At 40.3% G+C, this 24,053-nt stretch carries 17 protein-coding genes; 13 read left to right on the top strand and 4 right to left on the bottom strand.

Annotated elements, in window-relative coordinates:
• The first annotated feature begins 86 nt into the window (after positions 1–86).
• Together BMX21_RS08400 and BMX21_RS08395 are read left to right on the top strand one after the other, a co-directional pair.
• Positions 87–1,058, top strand: coding sequence for a hypothetical protein (locus BMX21_RS08400; protein WP_092043302.1), 972 nt, complete (start codon positions 87–89; stop codon positions 1,056–1,058).
• Between the two features lie 817 nt (positions 1,059–1,875).
• On the top strand, positions 1,876–4,221 hold the full coding sequence (locus BMX21_RS08395) for a glycoside hydrolase family 2 protein (RefSeq protein ID WP_092043299.1): 2,346 nt from the start codon (positions 1,876–1,878) through the stop codon (positions 4,219–4,221).
• 131 nt (positions 4,222–4,352) lie between these two features.
• On the opposite strand, the gene BMX21_RS08390 is transcribed toward BMX21_RS08395, so the two are convergent.
• Positions 4,353–5,576: an AraC family transcriptional regulator gene (locus BMX21_RS08390; protein ID WP_092043296.1), complete on the bottom strand. Its 1,224-nt coding sequence runs from the start codon at positions 5,574–5,576 to the stop codon at positions 4,353–4,355.
• 287 nt (positions 5,577–5,863) lie between these two features.
• Here BMX21_RS08390 and BMX21_RS08385 point away from each other — a divergent pair, with 287 nt between their 5' ends.
• From BMX21_RS08385 to BMX21_RS08370, 4 genes are all read left to right on the top strand, one after another.
• Positions 5,864–7,342, top strand: a complete 1,479-nt coding sequence (locus tag BMX21_RS08385; protein ID WP_092043293.1) for an MFS transporter — start codon at positions 5,864–5,866, stop codon at positions 7,340–7,342.
• Between the two features lie 97 nt (positions 7,343–7,439).
• On the top strand, positions 7,440–9,164 hold the full coding sequence (locus tag BMX21_RS08380; protein WP_092043290.1) for a glycoside hydrolase family 3 protein: 1,725 nt from the start codon (positions 7,440–7,442) through the stop codon (positions 9,162–9,164).
• 208 nt (positions 9,165–9,372) lie between these two features.
• Positions 9,373–10,206 (top strand): HAD family hydrolase, encoded by an 834-nt coding sequence (locus BMX21_RS08375; protein WP_092043287.1) that lies wholly within the window; start codon positions 9,373–9,375, stop codon positions 10,204–10,206.
• Positions 10,207–10,464: 258 nt separating this feature from the next.
• Complete coding sequence (locus tag BMX21_RS08370; protein WP_022752988.1) at positions 10,465–10,830, top strand: PilZ domain-containing protein; 366 nt, start codon at positions 10,465–10,467, stop codon at positions 10,828–10,830.
• 83 nt (positions 10,831–10,913) lie between these two features.
• On the opposite strand, the gene aroA is transcribed toward BMX21_RS08370, so the two are convergent.
• Both aroA and BMX21_RS08360 read right to left on the bottom strand, forming a co-directional pair.
• A complete protein-coding gene (gene aroA / locus BMX21_RS08365) occupies positions 10,914–12,248 on the bottom strand; it encodes a 3-phosphoshikimate 1-carboxyvinyltransferase (protein WP_092043284.1) in 1,335 nt (444 codons plus the stop codon).
• Between the two features lie 187 nt (positions 12,249–12,435).
• A complete protein-coding gene (locus tag BMX21_RS08360) occupies positions 12,436–13,527 on the bottom strand; it encodes a prephenate dehydrogenase/arogenate dehydrogenase family protein (protein ID WP_022752986.1) in 1,092 nt (363 codons plus the stop codon).
• Positions 13,528–13,928: 401 nt separating this feature from the next.
• Here BMX21_RS08360 and fusA point away from each other — a divergent pair, with 401 nt between their 5' ends.
• Entirely contained in the window at positions 13,929–16,022 is a 2,094-nt protein-coding gene (gene fusA / locus BMX21_RS08355) for an elongation factor G (protein WP_022752985.1), read from the top strand.
• 458 nt (positions 16,023–16,480) lie between these two features.
• Here the strand turns inward: fusA and BMX21_RS08350 are convergent, their stop codons facing one another.
• On the bottom strand, positions 16,481–17,338 hold the full coding sequence (locus BMX21_RS08350; protein ID WP_092043282.1) for a YitT family protein: 858 nt from the start codon (positions 17,336–17,338) through the stop codon (positions 16,481–16,483).
• A 205-nt stretch (positions 17,339–17,543) separates the two neighbouring features.
• Between BMX21_RS08350 and BMX21_RS08345 the strand changes: the two genes are divergently transcribed.
• The 6 genes from BMX21_RS08345 to BMX21_RS08320 all read left to right on the top strand — a co-directional run bounded on the left by BMX21_RS08345 (position 17,544) and on the right by BMX21_RS08320 (position 23,998).
• Positions 17,544–18,968, top strand: a complete 1,425-nt coding sequence (locus tag BMX21_RS08345; RefSeq protein ID WP_092043280.1) for a 2-isopropylmalate synthase — start codon at positions 17,544–17,546, stop codon at positions 18,966–18,968.
• Positions 18,969–19,004: 36 nt separating this feature from the next.
• Positions 19,005–19,712 (top strand): GntR family transcriptional regulator, encoded by a 708-nt coding sequence (locus BMX21_RS08340; protein WP_022752982.1) that lies wholly within the window; start codon positions 19,005–19,007, stop codon positions 19,710–19,712.
• A gap of 112 nt (positions 19,713–19,824) precedes the next feature.
• Positions 19,825–21,030 (top strand): NADP-dependent isocitrate dehydrogenase, encoded by a 1,206-nt coding sequence (locus BMX21_RS08335; RefSeq protein WP_092043277.1) that lies wholly within the window; start codon positions 19,825–19,827, stop codon positions 21,028–21,030.
• Between the two features lie 424 nt (positions 21,031–21,454).
• Positions 21,455–22,627: an NAD(P)-dependent malic enzyme gene (locus BMX21_RS08330; RefSeq protein ID WP_027205934.1), complete on the top strand. Its 1,173-nt coding sequence runs from the start codon at positions 21,455–21,457 to the stop codon at positions 22,625–22,627.
• A 349-nt stretch (positions 22,628–22,976) separates the two neighbouring features.
• The gene (locus BMX21_RS08325; protein WP_027218186.1) at positions 22,977–23,279 is read left to right on the top strand and encodes a hypothetical protein; all 303 of its coding nucleotides are present in this window, start codon (positions 22,977–22,979) and stop codon (positions 23,277–23,279) included.
• Positions 23,280–23,401: 122 nt separating this feature from the next.
• Positions 23,402–23,998, top strand: coding sequence for a rod shape-determining protein (locus BMX21_RS08320; protein WP_177173974.1), 597 nt, complete (start codon positions 23,402–23,404; stop codon positions 23,996–23,998).
• Positions 23,999–24,053 lie beyond the last annotated feature (55 nt).

Below are 24,053 nucleotides of genomic sequence, written 5' to 3'. Positions count from 1 at the left end.
TTTGTAAGTAGCTTAAGTTAATGGTATAGTGGAACAATTCGTTGGGGGTAACATTATTTATTCAATGCAGTTCCAGGAGACACGATATGAAAAAATATGTATTGGTAATGTTACTTGCAGGATCAGTTGTTTTAGAAGGATGCGCGACAGGATCAGCTCCGTATGTAGAAGGCGTGAATCTTACAGATGGTGCTTCTGATGAAAATGTAGAACAAGGTAATGATTCAGAAGCCGGTGATGATGCGGTATCTGCAGATGATACAGCAGTTGAAGATAGTGCTGTAACTGATGAATCTGTAGATGGTGATTATGAACAATTCACCAAAGATTATACAGATGATATAAAGACAAAGGTTACAGAGATTACAGCTTCTTCTAATTCACTGACAGATGAGCTTACAAGTATAGTAGCTCTTTATGATGAGTATGATAGTCTTAGTACGAACGCTCCTAACCAGACAGCAATGAACGAAGTCTGCGGATGGGGAACTGTTGTATGGAAAGAAGAGTGTCTTAGTCTTCTGGGCAGGATGGAAACAAGTGATCCTGCCGGTTATCAGGATGTTAAGTCAGAATATGATAACTGGGAAAAATATGTACCAGCTATGGCCCAGAAGATGAGCGATAGCTATGCAGATGGCAGCATCTACCCGGTGATCTATTCTTATAATACAGCCATGAGATATAAAAGGTATGCTTATATCCTTGCAAGTTCGCTTGCAGATATTCAGGGAGAGGTAACTTTCAGCTTCCCTGACTCTACTATGTGCGGCTATTATGGCGATTATAAGAGTGACAGCTATCTTATCATCACTGAAGGAATGGAAAGCGGATCTTATGACATCGTGATCCATATAGATGATACCAAAGAGATTCGCGGATGGGGCAGCGTAGATGAGAACTCTGATGGTAGTGAAGTAATTGCGTTTACAAGTGATGACGCAGCAGTTGAAGGAACTATCGACTGCTTTGCATTAGGAGCAACATTCTACGTATCTGCAAGTGATGGATCTATAGTAAGTCAGGAAGAATCCTACGACTTTACATTCAAGTACTAAAAGATAATAAATTTTTTCAGAACATGCCGCTTTACTGATACAGTGGCATGTTTTTTTTCGCCAGCGCTGCCCACTTGAACGGCGCGCTATCACCAAAAGCTTTGCTGGGGCAAGCAGTATATAGATCATTGCCATGCTGTTAATCGTTTTAAACTTCATGGCACGATAGCTGGTGCTTTTCATTCTGGGGTCCAAAACTCGCTTCGCTCAGGCAGTTGGACCCCGGGCAGAATGAAAATCTCCATCTATCATGCTCATGAAGTTAATAAAACGATTAAAAAGCATGGCAATGATCTATATACTACCAGCCCCTGCAAATCCTTTGGCGATAGCGCACCGTCCAAGTGGGAAGTCTGTAAATTTTCATTATTTATGGCAAGATCATGAATGAAACAAATATTGCTATTTGCTGATATATTTTCCTATTATCTACTGATCGAATATGCTAACATTTAGAATCGAATAAGTAACTAAACTTTCAATTTGGACGATCTAGTATCAACAAAGGATTTGCAGGGGGATGTGGCCCGCGGTGGACAGAATATAAAACATCACCACGCTTTTAATTGTTTTATATAATTCATGAGCGTGATAGATGGAGATTTTCATTCTGCCAGGGGGCCGCATGTTTGAGCGTAAGCGAGTTTCGGCCCCCAGAATGGAAAGCTCCAGATAGCATGCCATGAATAATAAAACAATTAACAGCGTGGTGATGATTTATATTCTGTCCACCGCGGACCACATCCCCCTGTAAATCCTTTGTTGATACTGCACCACCAGAGCGTGAAGTTTCAAAAACATATATGGTGAGGTTTATATGGTACATACAGTAGAATGGAACAATTATTGGTACTTTGGAAAGAAGATGTGGCAGGAGATCGATCCGTCACAATGTCTGGACGGTGAGATAGTTACTGTCCCCCATACCTGGTACAAAGATGGTGATTATTATCAGGGAGAAGCTTTCTATCAGAAGAGATTTGATTATGTCAAAAAAGATAGTCAGAGAGTATTTGTAAAGTTCTACGGAGTAGATAAATTCTGTAAGATATTCCTTAACGGGCATGAGATAGGCAGCCATGCAGGTGGATACAACCTTTTTGCAGTAGAGCTCACAGATAGTCTTATAAATGGTGAGAATATATTCACTGTCCTTGTAAGTACTGACAAGAAGCTGATGGTATCCCCTATTTCAGGCGATTTTGCAGTCTTTGGCGGTATTCATAGAAAAGTTGAATTCATAGAGACTGAGTATAACTGCTTTGACAGAACCTTCTATGGATGTGATGGTGTCCTTTTTAATACTCTTGTAAATGAGAATGGAGACGGAGAGCTTCTTGCAAGAACGATCTGTTCATTGGAATCAGATACAGATAATGCAAAGGTCAGGATCTCTATCCTTGAAGATGGCAGAGAGCTTGCAGCTGATGAAATTGATATTCAGAAAGCTGACGAAACAGCTATTCAGAAGACTTCTGAAACAGATGTTCATATGACTCATGAAATGGATGTTCAGAAAGCCAATGATCTGGATCTTACAAGCGGCAAGAAATTCTCAAACTGTGAGTCCGGCGATAAGCTATGCAGAGCTGTAACTATCCCTTCTCCAAAACTTTGGAATGGAAGAGATGATGCTCATATGTATACTGCAAGAGCATCTTTATATATAGATGGTATAGAAGTCGACAGGGTTGATAAAGAGGTCGGCTTTAGAAGTATTAAGATGGATGCGGATAAGGGCTTTTTCTTAAACGGTGAGCATGTAAAGCTCCGCGGCGTTGCCAAGCATCAGGATACTGACGGCGTATTCTCGGCAGCTACTATGGATAACTGGAAGAAGGATATGGAACTTATCCATGAGATTGGAGCTAACGCTGTGCGTCTGTCTCACTATCCTCATCCTCAGGAAGTATATTCTATGTGCGATGAGATGGGGCTTGTTGTATGGGCTGAGATTCCGCTGCTTAAGCTCCCTGAAGAAGATGACATATTTGAAGATGCCAAGCATCAGCTTACAGAGATGATCCTTCAGAATATGCATCATCCTTCCATATGTTTCTGGGGGATTCAGAATGAGATTGCTATATACGGAGAGTTTCCGTATATGGCAGACAGACTCCATGTGCTTAATGATATGGTTCATGCTCTCGATGACAGCAGACTGTCTACCTGTGCTAACCTTAATGTGGTTCACTCTGACAGCACTCTTAATCAGGTTACAGATGTTACAGCTTATAACATCTATTATGGCTGGTACTACGGAGAATTCGCTGACCATGGCAAGTTCCTTGACGAGTTCCATAAGGTGAACCCGAACATGCCTCTTGGTATATCTGAGTATGGCGCTGATACCAATACTGCTTATCATAGTGATGATCCTAAGGTAAACGACTATTCAGAAGAGTTTCAGGCTCTGTATCATGAGAGCGTGTATCCTGAGATGGCTGGGCGTGATTTTGTCTGGGGCAGTTTTGTATGGAATATGTTCGACTTTACAAGTCCTGTAAGACAAGCTGCCAATATCAAGAATAGGAATATTAAGGGCCTTGTGACTTTTGACAGACAGACTCGTAAAGACAGTTTCTATTACTACAAGGCAATGTGGTCATCAGATCCTTTCGTATCTATTGCAAGTAAGAGATATGTGAACAGGTGCGCTGATAAGATCACAGTCAAGGTATATTCTAATCTTGAAGAAGTGACTCTTATCGCATCAGGACATGAATATAGTGCCAAGGTAGATAACGGCAGTGCAGTCTTTGATAATATACCTCTTGAAATGGGAGATAATAAGATCGTTGCAAGGGCAAAAGATGTGTGCGATGAAGCTACATTTGTAAGAGTAGAAGAAGCTGATACATCTTATGTATATGTAGATCAGAACCCGGGACTTAACGTACGTAACTGGTTCCTTGATGAGCAGAGTGAGAAGGAACTGTTTCCTGAGGGTTATCTGTCTATAAGAAGTACTATAAATGACCTTCTTGCATCTAAGGAAGCTACTGCAGTTATAGATAAGAGAATGCCCGACGTTGGTGAGGCGCTTAGAGATATGGTAGGAACCTTTACATTGGAGAAGTTCTTCTTCTATGCAAAACCTGATTATACAGAAGAAGAGATGAAAGCTCTTAATGCAGAACTTACCAAGATCATACAAAAGTGATAAAAGCCTTTGATGCAGAACTTAAAAATATGGCGAACTGTCTCGTTTATCTATAACTCAAATTCCAGCTTGGATATGGACTTTTCAAGTGGGAATTATAGAGCTTTAACTATAGTAAACGAGACAGCACATTATTTTTGTGACAGCATCTTACGATACTGTTTTGGGGTCATGCCTTTTTCTTTTTTGAAGATCCTTGTAAAGTATGTTACATCGGGGATCCCGCAGGAACTTGCAATCTCCTGGACCTGAAGATCCGATGAATTCAATAAGAAGATGGCATGATCTATGCGCTTGTCATTAACATAAGTGGTGAAGGTCTTGCCGGTCTCTTTTTTGAAAAGAGTAGCAAGGTAGCTTTTGTTAAGGCCAAGGCTGTCTGCAGTACTTTGAAGAGTAAGATCTGTATCTGTAAGGCTTAGCATTATGTGATTGATGACCTTCTGCATTGTAGGAGAGTAGCCGGTTGTAGAATTGCGCTGAACCATATTACAGTATTTTTTTAGTATTTCTCTATGAACGTCCTGTACCTGATTTGGCGAAGTCATGTTTTCAATCAGTATAGCCATTCTTCGTGACATTTCATCTAGATGGACAGGATGCACATTGCCTCTCTCTGCGCCTTTTCTGCATATTGTGTTGAATGCCAGCATGTTATTTTTTTTACTTCTTAAGGTATTGGTGGATCTGTTGTCGATATTACTGATCGCTTGATCGGTACTGTATTTCATGGCAGCATTAAAATCGCCTCTGGATATGCAATCGATGACCTTCTCTTCAAGCTGATATCTGTATTCCAGGCGTTCCATGATATCTTCATAATTGTCCTTGTCCATGGTGGGCAGATACTCTGCATCGCCGTTTTCCTGCTGCTTTAGATATTCTATCTTGAACTGACCGGGGCCGTATATATTTTCGCCAAGTGTTTCCAGAAAAGCTTCTAATACTGATGAGTCGCTGATCGAGGGGATAGTTGCAAAAAACTGATTGATAAATACTCTTAGGTTTTTAGGAATCCCAAGTTTGTCACAGATTGCTATCGTACGGTGGATTCCTGATATTTCGGTAAGATAAGGGCCTACGAATAAAGCGGTATTGAGTTCCTGCTCGGGAATTGGGATGATAATACTGTGACAACTGTATATATCTGTGAGCATATAGATGACATGCTGATCGATAAAAGACTGGTTTATTCCTTCAAAATCGAGAATTGATTCAGTCTTTTTGGACATAATGGCTTTTCTGAGCCCGAGGTCTATGTCATCTGGAAGTGGTTCACCTGCATTTACAATATTGGTTCCAAGATTTAATTTGTTAAAAAAAGAAACAGCATAGTCTAAGTACTGATTTTTCATAAATAACCTCTGATTCCTGCCATAAAATGATTAACAGTGTGATAATGATCCATATACTGCCTAATTCTGTAAAGGCTTTGGAGATGCTGGTTCGCCAAAGTGAAGAGTAATAAGTTTGTGAGACGGACTAAATTTTGGAAATATTGTACTATATTTATATAAAAAAATAAAATATAAATATTGTCCTATTTTTAACAAACATACTCATTGTTCTTATTTCTTGCGAAGTTTATTATAACATAACATCAATGAAAAACCTTATTGGGGATTACAAAGGAGAATTTAAAATGGAACAAGAAAAAAATGGGTTAAATAAGGCTAAATGGTGGCAGATTGCAGGCCTTGCAGTAAATGATATCGCCACAAACCTGTATATGTGGGAGATGATCTTTATATCCTACTATCTTAACGGAATAATAGGTGCAAGCGTTGTCATCGCATCTTCACTTGCTACAGTTATGAGATTATGGGATGGTATTACAGATCCTATCATCGGAATAATCCTTGATAAGACCAAGGGCAGATTTGGTAAGAACAGACCTTTCCTTGTATGCGGTCAGATTATAATGCTTGTAATGTCAGCATTCATGTTCTTTGTAACACCTAAGTTTCCTAAGGCAGCTCAGTTCTGGATTTTCGTTATATTCTATGCAGTATATATCGTTGGATACACATGCCAGTGTGTAGTTACCAAGTCAGCACAGACATGTCTTACCAATGATCCTAAGCAAAGACCTACATTCGGTATCTATGCAGGTGCCCTTAATACAATATTCTTCACAGTTGCACCTCTTTACTCATATACATATCTTCTTAAGAAACATAACTATCAATTTGGTATGGACTACTTCCAGGAGATGTGGGTGGTTGTAGCAGCGCTTTCTCTTTTCCTAACAGTTATAACTTACATAGCTATAAGAAGTAAGGACAGACCTGAATTCTACGGAACAGGTAATACAGATAAGCAGAAGATTAAACTTAAAGACTATATAGATGTCCTTAAGCACAACAGAGCTCTTCAGATGCTTGTAGTATCAGCATCCACAGACAAGCTTGCTACACAGATGAATGGTAATGCTACTGTTGCTATCATTATCTATGCTATTGTATGCGGCAATGCAGGTGCTAACGGACTTATCGGAACATATACTATTGTTCCAAGTATACTTATCCTTGCATTTGGTATTGGTTTTGTAGCCAGAAACTTTGGACAGATGAAGGGATTTAAGTTTGCAAGCTATGCAGCACTTATCATCATGTGCATACTTACAGCAATGTTTGCATTTGGCGATCCTACACAGCTTTCACTTCCGGGTGATGGCAAGTTCACAGGATGGAACGCATTCTCAATTGCTTTTGTAGTACTTATGGTGTGCTTCACAGGATTTAAGCAGATCGCAGGAAGTCTTGTATATCCTATGACTGCTGATTGTACAGATTACGAAGTATATAGAAGCGGAAGATATGTGCCTGGTCTTATCGGAACAATCTTTAGTTTCATTGATAAGCTTATCTCATCACTTGCGCCACTTATCATCGGTATCCTGTGCGCTAAGGTAAGCTCATCAGCTCAGCTTCCTACTGTAGATACACCTTATTCTAAGGGACTTGCAGCAGTTGGTATCTTCTGCATGTTTGGTATTCTTATATTCGGATACCTTTGCAACATAATAGCAATGCATTTCTATCCTCTGACCAAAGAGAAGATGGAGAGTATTTCAAAAGACATAGCCAGGATTAAGGCACAGTCAATTGAAGAGGAGTAAGTTTGAAAATGTTACATTTTCAAACCCGAATTGGTGTCGCGAGCTCCATCAATTCGAACCATTAGCCACTTGTTTCACTCGCGGTATGAGGTAAGTAATGGTAAATCTTAAAGAAAAACCTTTTAATTTAAACGAAGAGGAGCTTTCCTGGGTCAATGAAACTATTAGCTCCATGACAGAAGATGAAAAGATCGGTCAGCTCTTCATAAATCTGACTCTTCAAAGAGATGAAGAGAGTCTTTCAAAGCTTATAAACGAATATCACATCGGCGGTGTTCGCTGGCAGGGCGGAACTTTAGAAGAGATATATGAGCAGAACAAGTACTTCCAGGAGCACAGTAAGGTTCCAGTTCTTATTGCAGCTAACACAGAAGCCGGTGGCAATGGCGCTGTATCGGAAGGTACTATGGTAGCTAGCGGCGCTGCCTGCGGAGCTGCTAAGACAGACAGTGTTGTAAGGGCTATGGCATCTGTTGGAGCTAAGGAAGCAAAGGCGGTTGGTTGTAACTGGGCATTTGCTCCTGTATGCGATGTTGTCACTAACTGGCGCAATACTATAGTTAATACAAGAGCTTTCGGAGATGATCCAAAGCTTGTTGCAGATCGATCTCTTGCATATATGGATGAGTATACTAAGAGAGGAATCGCCTGCGCTGCCAAGCATTTCCCCGGAGACGGATCAGAAGAAAGAGATCAGCATCTTGTAATGGGATGTAATGATCTGTCAACAAATGAGTGGGATGAAAGCTACGGATATGTGTATAAATCTCTTATTGATGCTGGTCTTGACAGTATCATGGTGGGACATATCTGCCAGAAGGCTTATTCCAGGAAGTTCAGACCTGATATCAAGGATTCTGAGATCATGCCTGCAACTCTTTCTAAAGAGCTTCTTCAGGACCTTCTTAGAGAGCAGCTTGGTTTTAATGGACTTATCGTTACTGATGCTACTCATATGGTAGGACTTACAGCTACTATGCCTAGGAAGGATTATATACCCGGAGTTATTGCAGCAGGATGCGATATGATCCTTTTCTTCAATGATCCTTCTGAGGATATTGATTATATAAGACAGGCTCTTAGGAATGGAACAATATCCAAGGAAAGACTTGATGATGCTGTTCTTAGGATCCTGGGGCTTAAGGCAAAACTTGGCCTTAACAACATGAAGTTCCCGGAAAAGGAAGGCTTATCAGTAGTAGGATGTGATGAACATCACAAGAAGGCAGAAATGGCAGCTGACGAGAGCATAACTCTTGTTAAGGATACACAGAATATTCTTCCTCTTGATCCTTCTACCAAGAAGAATCTTCGTCTTTATTTTATAGAGAGTGCTCCTGTATCACTTTTAAATGGTGCTGATAAGGCTAAGGCTATGCTTGTGAAAGAGCTTGAGGATGCAGGCTTTAACGTAACTGCTCCTAAAGATTACTACGAGCTTGAGATGGAGAAGCAGAGTCCTTTCAATAAGTTCAGAGTTATGGGACATGAAGGCCGTGAGCAGTTTAAAGAAAATACTGATGTGGTCCTCTTTGTAGTCAATATGAAGGGATATGCTCAGACCAATAATGTAAGACTGTGTTATGACGCTTCTCACTCAGCGCAGAACCCATGGTTTGCAGGAGAGGTTCCTACAATTGCAGTATCTTTAAACTATACTAATCATCTGTATGATATACCTATGATGAAGACTTATATCAACGCATATGGTGATAGCAAGGAATATCTGCATGCACTTGTAGAAAAGCTTACAGGTAAGTCTGAGTTTAAAGGCATTGCCAATGATCTTGTATGGTGCGGCCGCTGGGATACAAGACTTTAATACAGATAATACAAATTCCGACATTACAGGACGTAAAAATGGAATATCCAGAAGTACAGGGATGTACTTCTATTCATTATTATGAAGATTACGGATACTATAATATGACATAATGCTCCAATGGCAGATTTGTTACATATCTTATAGTATACAGACTTCATAATAGGGATTTAGTGGCTTACAAAAGCTTTATTTAGGAAGGAAATATATGTCTTTATTTGATTCATTTACTAAAAAGAAAGATTTTATAGTATGCATAGACTCTGATGGATGTGCTATGGATACAATGAATATCAAGCATTATAGATGCTTTGGACCTTGCATGGTAAGAGAATGGAGTCTTGAACAGTGGCAGGATGAGATCCTTACAAGCTGGAACAGGGTTAATCTTTATACAAAGACAAGGGGAATTAACCGTTTTAAGGGGCTGGCAGTTGCATTAAAAGAAGTTAATGACAGATATAAAGCTATAGAAGGTGTTGACGAGCTTGTAAAATGGGCAGATGAAGCTCCTGAACTTAGTAATAGGGCAGTAGAAGCTATGATCCCAAACGGTCAGATCTTTGCCAAGGCTCTTAACTGGAGCAGGGCTGTCAATGAAGGCATAGAAAAGCTCCCCAAGGAAGAGATAAAACCTTTTGATGGTGTTAAAGAGACTTTGGAAGAGATTCATAAAAGCTGTGATATAGCAGTTGTTTCAAGCGCCAATCCCGAGGCTGTCAAAGCTGAGTGGGAGAGATTCGGTCTCCTTGACTATGTAGATATTCTGTGCACTCAGGATATGGGTAGTAAGGCATACTGTATCGGTGAGATTGCCAAAAAAGGCTATGACAAAAGAAATATCCTTATGTGCGGAGATGCAGTAGGTGATATGAAAGCGGCGCAGTCCAATGGCGTATTATATTATCCTATATGTGTTAATAAAGAAAATCAGTCCTGGACAAAGCTTAGAACAGAATCACTTTCAAAATTTACAGACGGAAGCTTCGATGATGGATACCAGCAAAGTCTTATAGACGAATTCATGGATAATCTTAAATAATAATTTAAGACATGAGGTTATATGATGGCAAGTAATACGCAATAACGTATATTACTTGCCATTGATGCGTATTTGCGATATATTAAAAATAGGAGCTGATCTGTTTTCCTAGAGTGTGCCAAAGCATGAGAATATTCAATTTTCATATCCAAAATGGTGCTGCGAGCTCCAACAATTTGAACCATATGCCACTTTCTTTGCACGTGACATGAAGTTAGGTTTAGAACACGATTATCAATAAATACGGGAGATTACATTATGAATGAGAGACGTAAGAGTAAGAGATTATCAATGACAGGAAAGCTTATGCTCAAGGCGCTTAGCGGTGATGGCCCGGAATCTGAAGTAGCTATTGATATTCAGAATTGTTCAAGACATGGACTGGGTTTTAATTGCGCAAAACAGCTTATGATAGGCGATAACTATCAGGCAGAGCTTACAATATGGACCAAAGAGGTTATCAATGTATTCCTGCAGATAGTTCGTTCTGAAAAAAGAGAAGATGATACCTATAATTATGGATGCATCTTCATAGGAATGCCTGATTCTGACAGGCAGCGTATAGCAGTCTATGAGACAGTAGAAGAGCTGGTACCTCATGACGATGATGACGACGAAGAGTAAATAGTTTATGTGCTGTCTGGCAAGTATAAAATAAAAAAAGGTGGTGCAACTAGGAATTTTTATCTTAGTTGCACCACCTTTTGTTAATTGTTCTTAAGATTGTTAAAGTCTCTGAAGAAAGTAGGATAGGAGATATCTACGCATTTCTCATCCTTGATCTTGGTCTCGCCATTTGCTACAAGTGATGCTATAGCAAAGCTCATGGCGATTCTGTGATCCTTGTGAGAATCAATGACAGCGCCGTGAAGAGGTTTGCCGCCATTTATGATCATACCATCTTCTGTAGCAGTGATATCTGCGCCCATAGCTTTAAGATTATCAACTATAGCATCGATTCTGTTACTTTCTTTGACTTTGAGCTCAGCAGCATCTTTTATAATAGTCTTGCAATTAGCAACTGCTGCAAGAACTGCAAACATTGGGATCTCATCGATCATAGTAGGTATCATCTTGCCGCCAAGTTCAAAGGTATCATTGTTGGGGCTTCTTAGTTCTGAGTATCTTACAAGGATATCAGCTCTTGGCTCCATGTCATTGTTCTCATTAAGAAGTGTAATATCAGCGCCCATCTGCTTAAGAGCAGCAAGGAATCCTGCACGCGTTCCGTTTATGCCAACGTTATGTATAAGGACTTCTGATCCCGGTACGAGGAGAGCGGCTGCTATGAAGTATGCGGCTGAGCTTATGTCTCCCGGGACATTGATCTTTCTTCCATACAGTGGCATTCCAGGATGAAGTACAGCTGCGGATGGGCCATAGCGTGTAGCGTCATTGTGAACATCTGCGCCAAAGTACCTTAACATGATCTCGGTATGGTTTCTGGATAGAGCTGGCTCGTGGACTACAGTATCTCCCTGAGCATAGAGCCCGGCAAGGAGAATACAGGACTTGACCTGAGCGGAAGCTACCTGATTATGGTATACGATTCCGCGAAGGTTATGACCGCCTTCTATGTGAAGAGGGCAGCATCCGTTATCTTTAACGCTTGTGACGCTTGCGCCCATGTCTGACAGAGACCTTATGATCCTGCCCATGGGTCTTTTTTCAATAGACTCGTCACCTGTTATATCGGTGTCGAATTTCTGGGCAGCAAGAATTCCTGACATGAGTCTTGTGGTTGTACCGCTGTTACCGGTATATAGAGTAGTTGTAGGCTCTTTTAGTCCATGAAGTCCCTGTCCATGTACTGTGATAGTAGGAACGCCGTTAAGCGGCCTGTCGGAGCGCTCGATGAGTACGCCCAGCTTCCTGAAACAATCAATTGTTGACAGACAGTCAGCACCTTCAAGGAAGCCTGTAATCTGTGAGGTGCCTTCTGCAAGAGCAGCGAACATGATGCTGCGATGGGAGATGGACTTATCTCCGGGGACGTATACCTCACCTTTGAGTGGTTTTGGTGCACTTGTTAATTTGATCATAGTAACCTGCCTTATTGTGAGATTATATTTATTGCATTGATTTAATAGTCATGATATACACCTATAAGTATATAGGTATGTTTGGTCTGACTTTATCATAATCAAGATGGCTTTAGCTGTAATCTTGTATATCTATAACTTTGTATATCTGTTATATTGGATGAATATAAACGAGATAGTACAATTATCAGTTGACGATATAGCCATGCGATTTAAGAAGTGCGATAGATTCGAGCTGATCGTGCTCATCTCCAAACTCTATCTGCAGACTTCCGCTTTGGTATTCGCGGTTATGAATAATACCAATGTTCTTGATATTGATATTGTGAACAGCAAGGAGCGTTGCAACTGTGGCAAGGACGCCGGGCTGATCGGCAATATCAATATGAATGGTATATACCTTTTTGATAGGTCCGCCTGAAGAGTCGATGAAGGATTCGCGGTATTCTCTTGCATCTTTGAAAAAACTTATAATGCTGTCTCCATCACCCTTGTCGATCTTATCTTTGATATCCTGAAGAGAATCTATATATTTTCCCAAAAGACTTGAAATATTCTCAGTATTGGTAAGACATATCTGTTGCCACATGACAGGAGATGAAGAAGAAATCCTTGTTATATCCTTAAAACCGCCTGCTGCAGTTAGCTTCATAAGGCCGTTCTCAGAATCGGAATTCCTGACAAGATTCACAAGTGAAGCTGAGATCACATGAGGAACATGTGATATGGCAGCTACTATATAGTCATGTTGCTTGTGATCCATTACAAGAGGAATGGCACCCATACTCTTAACAAGATCGTAGAATGCGTTCAGCTTCTTATCAGAAGTTTTTGGAGTCTTGGTAAGGATATAATAAGCATTTTCAAGTATTATGGGTTTAGAATTGATATACCCTATTCGCTCTGTTCCTGCCATAGGATGACCGCCTATGAACTTATCATCAAGGGAAAGTTCATGGATGCGTTCATGGATCTTCGTCTTTACAGATCCTATGTCAGTCAGGATAGCATCTTCTTTTAAGTATTTACATATCTTATCAATATTGGCTATATTGACCTTTACAGGTGCACACAAAAAGACATAGTCACATTTTAGAAAACGTTCATCTATTTCTGTGCATATTTCGTCTGTGATGCCGTCTGCGCGGGACATCTCCAGGGTTTCGAGGTTTACATCATAAGCTATTATAGTAAGATTTTTGTTGCCGTTTTTGAGAGCCTTGGCCATAGATCCGCCGATAAGGCCAAGTCCTATAAATCCACAAGTTAAGTTTTCCATATTAAGTCCAGATATTATTCAAAGATTTTTATTAAATGACATCTTTGATACTATAACACTTTAAACTGCGAAAGACAACTGTAAAATAGATATTTCTGTGATGACTATTGCAGTAAATTTCGGTCACTGACAATTATGTACGATATTGAGTAAGTCATATTTTTATTATTAAAAATATTAAAAGTATATTGATGTAATTTGACTATTATTCACTTATTTAAGATTTTATCATAATTATATATAAGAAAACACTAGTATTTGAAAAAACGTTTTATTGCAAATGCACATTTTTCTTGCCATATAAGGCAAAAGTTTGTAAAATATATACATGGGACATGTGGGAGGAGAATCTAGTTTTATCTGCATTTTACCCAAAATAATTACATACTGGAGGACAGGATATGAACGTTTACACCACTGACAAGATTCGTAACGTTGTGTTGCTTGGACATGGAAGCTGTGGTAAGACAACTCTGGCGGAAGCTATGTGTTATCTTGCCGGCGTTACATCCAGACTTGGATCTATCGATGATGGTAATACCGTCAGCGATTATGACAAAGAAGAACAAAAGCGTAAGATTTCCATCAGTACATCTACTATCCCGATCGAATGGGATGGCTGTAAGATCAATATTCTTGATACTCCCGGTTTCTTCGATTTCGTTGGAGAAGTTGAGGAAGCTATAAGCGTAGCCGATGCAGCTATCATCGTTGTATCAGGTAAGAGCGGCATAGAAGTTGGAACTCAGAAGGCATGGGATCTGTGCGAAGAATACAATATTCCTCGTATGATCTATGTTTCAGATATGGATATCGATGAAGTTTCATATCGTCAGGTCGTCCAGGATTTAGTAGATAAATTCGGTAAGAAGATAGCGCCTTTCAATCTTCCTGTTCGTGAAGATGAGAAGCTTATAGGATACGTTAATGTAATTCAGGAGAAGGCTTTCCGTTGGGAAAATAAAGAAGCAACTCCTATGGATGTTCCGGATTATAGTAAAGAATACCTTGCTTCCTACAGAGATACTCTTATGGAAGCAGTTGCAGAAACAAGTGAAGATCTCATGGAACGTTATTTTAACGGAGAGACATTCTCTGAGAATGAGATCAGATCAGCGCTTAGAACCAATGTATGTGATGGTAGCATAGTACCTGTAGAGCAGGGCTCATCTATATATTGTGAAGGTGTATATACACTTCTTGATGATATCGTTAAGTACATGCCAAGTCCTGAGAACCGCAAGATGAGCGGTATCAATACTAAGACCAATGAGATCTTCGAAGCTAACTTCGACTTCTCTAAGCCTAAGACAGCATTTGTATTTAAGACTATCATGGATCCTTTCATTGGAAAATATTCTCTTGTAAAGGTTCGCTCAGGTGTTCTTAAGACAGATGATGTTCTTTATGACCCTAATAAGGATGAAGAAGTCAAGATCGGTAAGCTGTACCTTCTTAGAGGTAACAAGACTGCTGAGATATCTGAGGTTCATGCAGGTGACCTTTGTGCTCTTCAAAAGCTTGATATCAGTACAGGAGACTCACTTGCTACCAAGGCTACACCTGTACAGTATGCTAAGATGAATATCTCCACACCATATACCTGTCAGAGATATCATGCTCAGAACAAGAGTGATATTGATAAGATCGCACAGTCTCTTGCCAAGCTTCAGGCAGAAGATCCTACCATGAGAGTAGTCAATGATGCTGAGAATCATCAGTCACTTATCTATGGTATGGGTGATATGCATATAGATGTCATCGCATCCAAGCTCCTTAATGAGTACAAGGTTGCGATAGACCTTACAAAGCCTAAGGTAGCATTCCGCGAGACTATCCGTAAGAGTGCTGATGTTGAGTCTAAGTACAAGAAGCAGACAGGCGGACATGGCCAGTATGGTCACGTTAAGATGCGCTTTGAACCTCTTGGAGATGTGACTAAGTCTTATGAGTTTGCAGAAGAAGTTGTCGGCGGTGCAGTTCCTAAGAACTACTTCCCTGCAGTTGAAAAGGGTCTTGCAGAGTCTGTTCAAAGAGGCCCTCTTGCAGCATATCCTGTTGTAGGCGTTAAGGCTACACTTTATGACGGATCTTATCATCCTGTAGATTCTTCAGAAATGGCATTCAAGGTTGCAGCAAGACAGGCATTCAAGGACGCTTTCATGAAGGCAACACCTGTTCTCCTTGAGCCTATTGTAACTTTGAAGGTTACAGTTCCGGATAACTTCACAGGTGATGTTATGGGCGATCTCAACAAGCGTCGCGGCCGTGTAACCGGTATGGATCCTATAAGCGGTGGTAAGCAGGTGATATCTGCTGATGTTCCGCAGATGGAACTGTACGGATACTGCACACAGCTTCGTTCTATGACTGGGGGTGCAGGAGATTTCGAATATGAATTTGCTCGCTACGAGCAGTGTCCTTCAGATGTTCAGGCCAAAGAGGTTGAGGCTAGAGCAGCTAAGGTTGCAGCAGATAGCGAGTCAGACGATTAACTTTTTTAGAGAAGGTAGAAAAGTTATATAAGTTGCAGAAAAGCACTGGAGGGTGCTGACTGCAAAAATCAAAAAAGACAGAAGGTTTGGTGCTGGGGGGCATCAAACCTTCTGTTTTATTATTCACTCAAACTTCCCACTTAGACGGACCGGCATCCCCCAAAGTCTTTACAGGGGCAGGCAGTATATAAATCATTGCCACGCTGTTAATCATTTTATGAATTCATGGCATGATATCTGTAGATTCCCATTCTGGGGTCCGAAACTCGCTTCGCTCAGACATGCGGACCCCAGGCAGAATGGGAATCTCCATCTATCACGCTCATGAATTCTATAAAATGATTAAAAAGCGTGGTAATGATTTATATACTGCCTGCCCCTGTAAAGACTTTGGGGGATGCCGGTCCGTCCAAGTGGGAAGTTAATCATTAAAACTATTTGATAAGTATCTTGCTATCCTAACTCTTGATATGAATCTCATCGATTGTGGATACGGTTATAAAAGCATTTTCCTCAAATGAATCTATTATATCTCTTAGTTTTCTTAGTTCAAAATATGTTACGTAGCAGATGACAGTCTTGTTCTTGCCTGCTATGGCTCCGTAGGAGTTCATTACAGTGCAGGTCTTCTTCATATCATTTCTTATCTTATCGATCATGGCGTCAGGATTTTTGGTAATGATGGTGACTCGCTTAATTGACTCGAAGTGATCTGTGAAGTGGTCGATTATGGACGAAGCAACTATATATACAAGAAGGCCTAGAAGGGCACTGTTCTGATTTAATAAGAAAAAAGCTAAGGTGTATACCATGATGTTGAAGGATACCAATATAGAGGTCATACTGATATTTTTGCCTGTCTTCTCAGATACCTTGTCTACTACAATGTTGGCAAGGATCTCAGAGCCGTCTATGCAGCCTCCGAATCTAAGGATCAGTGATAAGCCGCCTCCAAGTATGGCACCGCCAAAAGCTACTGCTATAAAATGCTCAGTATCAAGGGTAAAAGGGAAGTTCTCAAAAATCTCAAGGCCTATGGTATAAACGGCAGATCCTATAAGAGCCTTGATAGTAAAATGTGTTCCAAGCGCAAAAAAGCCTGCGATTATAAATGGGAGAAAAGCAGCAAATACGCATGCAGACAAGTTTAAACCGGTCAGCTTACTTGCGATGATGCCAAGACCTGCAGTTCCGTAGTCGAGTGCGTCATTGGGCAAGAGTATACAGGCAACGGAGAAGCTTGCCATCAGTGCACCTGTAATAATAAATATGTAAGACAAAAATTCAGAATAGCTCTTATTTGCATTATTAGACATATACAGTATCCTTTTTTGATCGTTTACTCTAAATTATATATCGGAACAAAACATATGGAATACATAATTAATTTTGTAATGGTTCAAAGACGTGAAATTTACTGCCTTGACACAAATCGTATGATTGTATACAATTATGCACAAATAAAATTCCACTTAAAAATCTACGTTTATTTTCATTATTACTATCAGGGAGGCAGCTGCAATGAGGCAGGATAATAACGCATTCCAGAATCGTCCGGTATCGATGAATTCTAAGAACAATCTTCTTCAGATCGAAGAGCACATGTATATCTTAGACGATGTCCAGAAGCCGAACGTTTTCAGAAACATGTTCCCTTATGAGGAAATTCCTAAGATTCCATTCAATGATCGTATCGTTCCCCACAATATGCCAAGGGATATATGGATCACAGATACAACTTTTCGTGATGGTCAGCAGTCACGTGCGCCGTATACTACAGAGCAGATAGTAAGAATCTATGATATGCTCCATGAGCTTGGCGGACCTAATGGAATGATAAGGGCGTCAGAATTCTTTTTGTATAGTAAGAAAGACAGGGATGCGGTTTATAAATGTCTTGAGAAGGGCTACAAGTTCCCTGAGGTTACAAGCTGGATCCGTGCAAGTCAGGAAGATTTCAAGCTTGTTAAGGAGATAGGTCTAAAAGAGACAGGCATTCTGGTATCATGTTCAGATTATCATATTTTCTTAAAGCTCAAGATGACCAGAAGACAAGCTATGGAGCATTACCTTTCTGTCATTCGCTCCTGCCTTGATGAGGGTATAAGTCCCAGGTGCCATCTTGAAGATATAACCCGTGCAGACATCTACGGATTCGTGGTTCCTTTCTGTATCGAGCTTATGAAGTTAAAAGAAGAATATAATATACCGATAAAAGTCCGAGCATGTGATACAATGGGATATGGCGTCAATTTCTCAGGTGCTGTTATTCCAAGAAGTGTACAGGGTATCATATATGCACTTAATACTAATGGCGGCGTTCCATCAGAGCTTATGGAGTGGCATGGTCACAACGACTTCTACAAGGCTGTTACCAACTCAACTACTGCCTGGATCTATGGCTGCAGCGGTGTTAACTGCTCTTTGTTTGGAATTGGAGAGCGTACAGGTAATACACCTCTTGAAGCTATGGTATTTGAATATGCCCAGCTTAAGGGCAGCCTTAACGGCATGAATACTCAGGTGATAACTGACCTTGCAGAGTATTATGAGAAAGAGATCGGATTCCATATTCCGCCACAGACTCCTTTTGTAGGCAAGAATTTCAATGTTACAAGGGCAGGTATCCATGCAGACGGTCTTCTTAAGAACGAAGAAATCTACAATATCTTTGATACAGAGAAGTTCCTCAGAAGACCTCCGATAAGCGCTGTAAGCAATACTTCTGGCCTTGCGGGCATAGCACACTGGATCAATATTCATTATCATCTTAGGGATGAGAATGCTATGGATAAAAAGTCTCCACTTGTTATAAAGATCAAAGAGTGGGTAGACAAGCAGTATGCAGATGGAAGAGTTACTGTATTAACTGACAAAGAACTTGTTACTGAAATCGGGAATGTTCAAAAAGAGCTGGGCATGGAAAATGTCTTAAATGAAGTATAAGAGTGAAGCCAATCACTCGGTATAATGAGGTTGAATATGACAAATAAAGAATTGAATCCCGAAGAGATGGATAAGTACTCCTTACGTGGCAGAGTGTTCCACAAGATTCGCGAAGATATTCTAAGCGGTAAGTACAAGGACAATGAAGAGTTAAAAGAAGTAGCTATAGGCAAGGAACTTGGAGTTTCAAGAACTCCTGTTCGTGAAGCATTCAGACAGCTTGAACTGGAAGGTCTTATTAAGATCATCCCCAATAGAGGAGCGTATGTTACCGGAATACATGCAAATGATGTAAAAGATATATACATGATCCGTTCTAAACTAGAGGGCCTGTGCGCAAGATGGGCTTGCGAGAATATCTCCAAGGAGCAGATGGAAGAGATGGAAGAGGTAGTATACCTTTCAGAATTCCATGCAGCCAAGGGACATATGGATCAGCTTGCGGAGCTTGATAACCGCTTCCATACTATTTTGTATGAATCATGTCATTCCAAGATGTTAGAGCATACGCTTAAGGATTTCCATCAGTATGTACTTAGGATCAGGCAGAAGACCCTGTCTACCAACAGAGGCCCTGTATCCAACAAGGAACATGAACAGATCATGCTTGCTATCAAGGACAAGGATGCAGATCTTGCCGAGCAGCTTGCTAACCAGCATATGATCAATGCATACTCCAATATGGTCAAATACGGATTGTATGATCTTTATAGTGATGATAGAGAAGATTCTGAAAAGAAGTAATGCATATTAAGACCAAACAATTAATGATATTAGAAAAGTTCTGATCATTTTTGAAAAAAGAACTAAATTTAAATGTAACTATTGTTTTTTATTCATGACAGGAGAAGATTTAATGGCTAAAATCCAGATGACTACACCAATTGTTGAGATGGACGGAGATGAGATGACCAGGATAATCTGGGCACTTATCAAGGAGCACCTTCTTACACCTTATATTGATCTTAAAACAGAGTATTATGATCTTGGTCTTAAGCACAGAGACGAGACTGACGATCAGGTAACAATCGATTCTGCCAATGCTACAGCTAAATACGGCGTAGCAGTTAAGTGTGCAACTATCACACCTAACGCTGACAGAGTCAAGGAATATGATCTTAAGAAAATGTACAAGTCCCCTAACGGTACTATCCGTGCGATCCTGGATGGTACAGTATTCCGTACACCTATCATGGTCAAGGGCATCGATCCTAATGTTCGTACTTGGGAAAAGCCTATAACACTTGCCCGTCATGCTTACGGCGATGTATACAAAAACGTAGAGATCAAGGTTCCGGGACCTGGCAAAGCTGAGCTTGTATTTACAGGCGCTGATGGCAAAGAAATCCGTGAGACAATCCAGGAATTTGACGGCCCCGGAATCATCCAGGGAATACATAATAAGGACAAGTCCATAGAAAACTTTGCACACAGCTGCTTCCAGTACGCACTTGATACTAAGATGGATGTATGGTTTGCAACCAAGGATACTATCAGTAAGACCTATGATGCAGACTTTAGAGCTATCTTTGATCAGGTTTACGAAAAAGATTATAAAGATAAATTTGATAAAGCAGGCATAACATATTTCTACACACTTATCGATGATGCTGTAGCTAGAGTAATGAAGTCTAAGGGCGGATTCATCTGGGCATGCAAGAACTACGATGGCGATGTTATGAGTGATATGGTATCATCAGCTTTTGGTTCACTTGCTATGATGACTTCTGTTCTGGTATCTCCAAGCGGAGTATATGAATACGAAGCTGCACACGGAACAGTTCAAAGGCACTATTACAAGCACCTCAAGGGTGAGGAGACATCTACTAACCCTGTTGCTACTATATTCGCATGGACAGGCGCTCTTAGAAAGCGCGGAGAGCTTGATGGTAATAAAGAGCTTATGGAGTTTGCAGATAAGCTTGAGAAGGCTACTCTGTCTACTATCGAAAGTGGCAAGATGACAGGTGATCTTCAGCTTATGACAACTCTTGAGAATACACAGAAACTGAATACAGAAGACTTCATTCTTGCAATCAAAGATACACTTGAGAATATGTGACCTCTTTTTTACAAGTAGGTTTAGTAAACGACTTAAGAGAATGCACTTTGTAAGTTATCAAATGTCCAGTATGTGAGCATTGGATAACAGGCATAAAACATTTTCTAAAGTCGTTTACTGTTGTTAATGATAAAAATCCGCACTTGTTGCGGATTTTGTGTTATTATTGTTTAGGCTTGTTTTTTGACTGTTTGATCAAAAAATAAAAATGTTCCATTTTCAAACCTAAATTGACGTCGCGAGCTCCATTAATTTGAATCATTAGTCACTCGCTATGCTCATTACATGAGGTTAAAATGAAGCCAAAATATAAATATCAACATGACACAATCTTAAAAAGAGATAACTTAAAAACAAATGATAACTAGCCTGCCGGTAGTACCTGGAAGGCAAAAGATAATAGTTATTCTAGAAAGGATCTAAAATGGATTACGCAAAGGTATCACTTGACAAGCACTACGAATGGAAGGGAAAGATTGAGGTTGCGCTCCGTGCTCCTGTTGATTCATCAGAAGCCCTGAGCCTTGCATACACTCCGGGTGTTGCTCAGCCTTGTCTTGAGATTCAGAAGGATATAAATAAGAGTTACGAGCTTACAAGACGCTGGAATACAGTTGCAGTTGTAACTGACGGAACAGCAGTTCTGGGACTTGGTGACATCGGACCAGAAGCAGGTATGCCTGTTATGGAAGGTAAATGTGCACTCTTTAAAGCATTTGGCGATGTTGACGCATTTCCGCTTTGCGTAAGAAGTAAGGATGTTGACGAGATCGTTAAGACTATATCCCTCCTTCTTGGTTCATTTGGCGGTATCAACCTTGAGGATATTTCAGCTCCAAGATGTTTCGAGATCGAAGAGAAGCTCAAAAAAGTAAGTGACATCCCGATCTTCCATGATGATCAGCACGGCACAGCAGTTATCACACTTGCAGGACTTATGAATGCCCTTAAAGTTGTTGGCAAGAACATTGAAGATATCAAGATCGTAACAAGCGGCGCTGGCGCAGCAGGAATCGCTATCATCAAGCTCCTTATGGCTATGGGACTTAAGCATGTCATCATGACAGACCGTAAGGGCGCTATATATGAAGGCAGAGAAGGCCTTAACCCTATCAAAGAAGAGATGGCTAAGATCACTAACTTCGATAAGGAAAAGGGAACACTTGCAGATGTAATAAAGGGCGCAGACGTATTTATCGGAGTATCTGCTCCCGGAACACTTACTCAGGACATGGTTCGCTCTATGGCTAAAGATCCTATCATCTTTGCATGCGCTAACCCTACTCCTGAAATCTTCCCTGACGAAGCTAAGGCAGCAGGCGCAGCAGTAGTATCAACAGGAAGAAGCGACTATCCTAACCAGATCAACAATGTACTCTGCTTCCCTGGAATCTTCCGCGGAGCCCTCGATGTTAGAGCATCAGAGATCAACGACGAGATGAAGATCGCTGCAGCTAAAGCTATCGCATCCCTCGTATCTGATGAGGAGCTTAGTGCAGACTACATCCTTCCAAAGGCATTCGATCCTAGGGTAAAAGAAGCCGTTGCAACTGCAACAGCTAAAGCAGCCAGAGAAACTGGTGTTGCCAGAATCTAAATATTAGCAAGAATACTAATACAAATAAATATTAAATCAATGGGCTACAACTTAATGGTTTTTATCATTGAGTTGTAGTTTTTTTCTGGAAAATGCATTTCGTCGTATTAAAATGTCATTTCGTCAGATATTGAAGATTTAAAAACTGATGATTGGTATAATGCCTAAGAAGCCAAAAACTTAGCAAATGGCTTTCCACAGATATTTAAAAATGGAACAATGCCATCAGATTCAGATGCTACGCCATGCGAGGGAATTCTAATGTGTGACGAAGAAAGCTGTGAATCTCTTAAGTCTGCTATGGAGGCAGCAGGCCAAAAAGCACAGAATAAAAGGAGGTTTTGCTTTTATGGGGTTACTTTGGATTTTGTTTTACTTGTTTTTTGCCTTTGCGCCTATCCTATGTGTGTTTTATGTAATTAAGGGCAAGAAAATCTGGCTGTTTAACTTGATTACCATATTGGTAACAGCAGCACTGGTTGGTTATGACTTTTTTGCGGCTTATAATGCCGAAGATTTTCATACAGCGGCTTTTATATTCCAGCTCTTTTTACCGATCCAGGTTGCATCAGCAATACTTACATTTGTTATAGGTAACCTGATTCTGCTTAAAAAGAGAGGCTTTTTACGAAGAAACGCCTTAAGAAGATAGGTATTATATCTTTATATATGATGTGGAAAAGGACGAGTTTCAGAAGGTCCCTGTGAAGAAGACCAGATCGGTTCACAACGTGGACTGGTATGAGGAATGAAAAGGATAATAGAGAGTTGAACATGTATAGCAATAGTATAAAAAAGGCACTGGATGAATGTGCAGATATCAGAATATTAAATCCCAAGACAGGTGAAACTCATGAGGAGAAAGGGCTGGTTATATACAATTCAAAAGCTGAAAAGCTTGTGGCATTGGGAAATGAATGTCTAAGTTTTGATGGTACGAATCCTGATCTTAAGCTTGTTGCGCCAATAGTGCGTGGAGAGATAATTGATTATGTTTGTACGGAGCAGCTTTTTTCGTGGATGTACCATAAATATGTATGCAAAAAACATCTTTTTATAAAAAAATCGGTGCTAATATGTGTCGATGAACCCGTTTCACCTATAAACATAAGAGCATATGAGGATGCAATTATACTGGCTGGTGGCGGAAACTTCAAAGATGTTCAGTTCATGGGAGCTTCAGTAACACAAAGATCTGATTCAATGACTTGGGATGAGTGTATAGAAAAAGCTCTTGAGAATCGCAAAGATACAGGATGTGTACTGCGTGTTACTAAAAATAATCCTTCTGGATATGCAAGAAGTTTTTATCAGGAATACTTAGATAGCTGTAAAAGATGGAATGTCGTCCCTGAGAAAAAAGTTTATTGAACCTGGTACCAATGTGTGATGTTGGCATAGTACTTCTGAATGCATTTTCACCAGG

The sequence above is a fragment of the Butyrivibrio sp. TB genome, assembly GCF_900110805.1.
Lineage (GTDB): Bacteria > Bacillota > Clostridia > Lachnospirales > Lachnospiraceae > Butyrivibrio > Butyrivibrio fibrisolvens_C.
Note: the sequence above shows the minus strand (reverse complement) of the source record. Positions and strands in the feature narration are given on the sequence as shown.

Coding starts and splice junctions, on each gene's coding strand:
- BMX21_RS08370 (WP_022752988.1), top strand. CDS start 10,465: ATGAATGAGAGACGTAAGAGTAAGAGATTATCAATGACAGGAAAGCTT.
- BMX21_RS08330 (WP_027205934.1), top strand. CDS start 21,455: ATGGATTACGCAAAGGTATCACTTGACAAGCACTACGAATGGAAGGGA.
- BMX21_RS08385 (WP_092043293.1), top strand. CDS start 5,864: ATGGAACAAGAAAAAAATGGGTTAAATAAGGCTAAATGGTGGCAGATT.
- BMX21_RS08350 (WP_092043282.1), bottom strand. CDS start 17,338: ATGTCTAATAATGCAAATAAGAGCTATTCTGAATTTTTGTCTTACATA.
- BMX21_RS08380 (WP_092043290.1), top strand. CDS start 7,440: ATGGTAAATCTTAAAGAAAAACCTTTTAATTTAAACGAAGAGGAGCTT.
- BMX21_RS08400 (WP_092043302.1), top strand. CDS start 87: ATGAAAAAATATGTATTGGTAATGTTACTTGCAGGATCAGTTGTTTTA.
- BMX21_RS08325 (WP_027218186.1), top strand. CDS start 22,977: ATGGGGTTACTTTGGATTTTGTTTTACTTGTTTTTTGCCTTTGCGCCT.
- BMX21_RS08320 (WP_177173974.1), top strand. CDS start 23,402: ATGTATAGCAATAGTATAAAAAAGGCACTGGATGAATGTGCAGATATC.
- BMX21_RS08340 (WP_022752982.1), top strand. CDS start 19,005: ATGACAAATAAAGAATTGAATCCCGAAGAGATGGATAAGTACTCCTTA.
- BMX21_RS08335 (WP_092043277.1), top strand. CDS start 19,825: ATGGCTAAAATCCAGATGACTACACCAATTGTTGAGATGGACGGAGAT.
- aroA (WP_092043284.1), bottom strand. CDS start 12,248: ATGATCAAATTAACAAGTGCACCAAAACCACTCAAAGGTGAGGTATAC.
- BMX21_RS08395 (WP_092043299.1), top strand. CDS start 1,876: ATGGTACATACAGTAGAATGGAACAATTATTGGTACTTTGGAAAGAAG.
- BMX21_RS08390 (WP_092043296.1), bottom strand. CDS start 5,576: ATGAAAAATCAGTACTTAGACTATGCTGTTTCTTTTTTTAACAAATTA.
- BMX21_RS08375 (WP_092043287.1), top strand. CDS start 9,373: ATGTCTTTATTTGATTCATTTACTAAAAAGAAAGATTTTATAGTATGC.
- BMX21_RS08360 (WP_022752986.1), bottom strand. CDS start 13,527: ATGGAAAACTTAACTTGTGGATTTATAGGACTTGGCCTTATCGGCGGA.
- fusA (WP_022752985.1), top strand. CDS start 13,929: ATGAACGTTTACACCACTGACAAGATTCGTAACGTTGTGTTGCTTGGA.
- BMX21_RS08345 (WP_092043280.1), top strand. CDS start 17,544: ATGAGGCAGGATAATAACGCATTCCAGAATCGTCCGGTATCGATGAAT.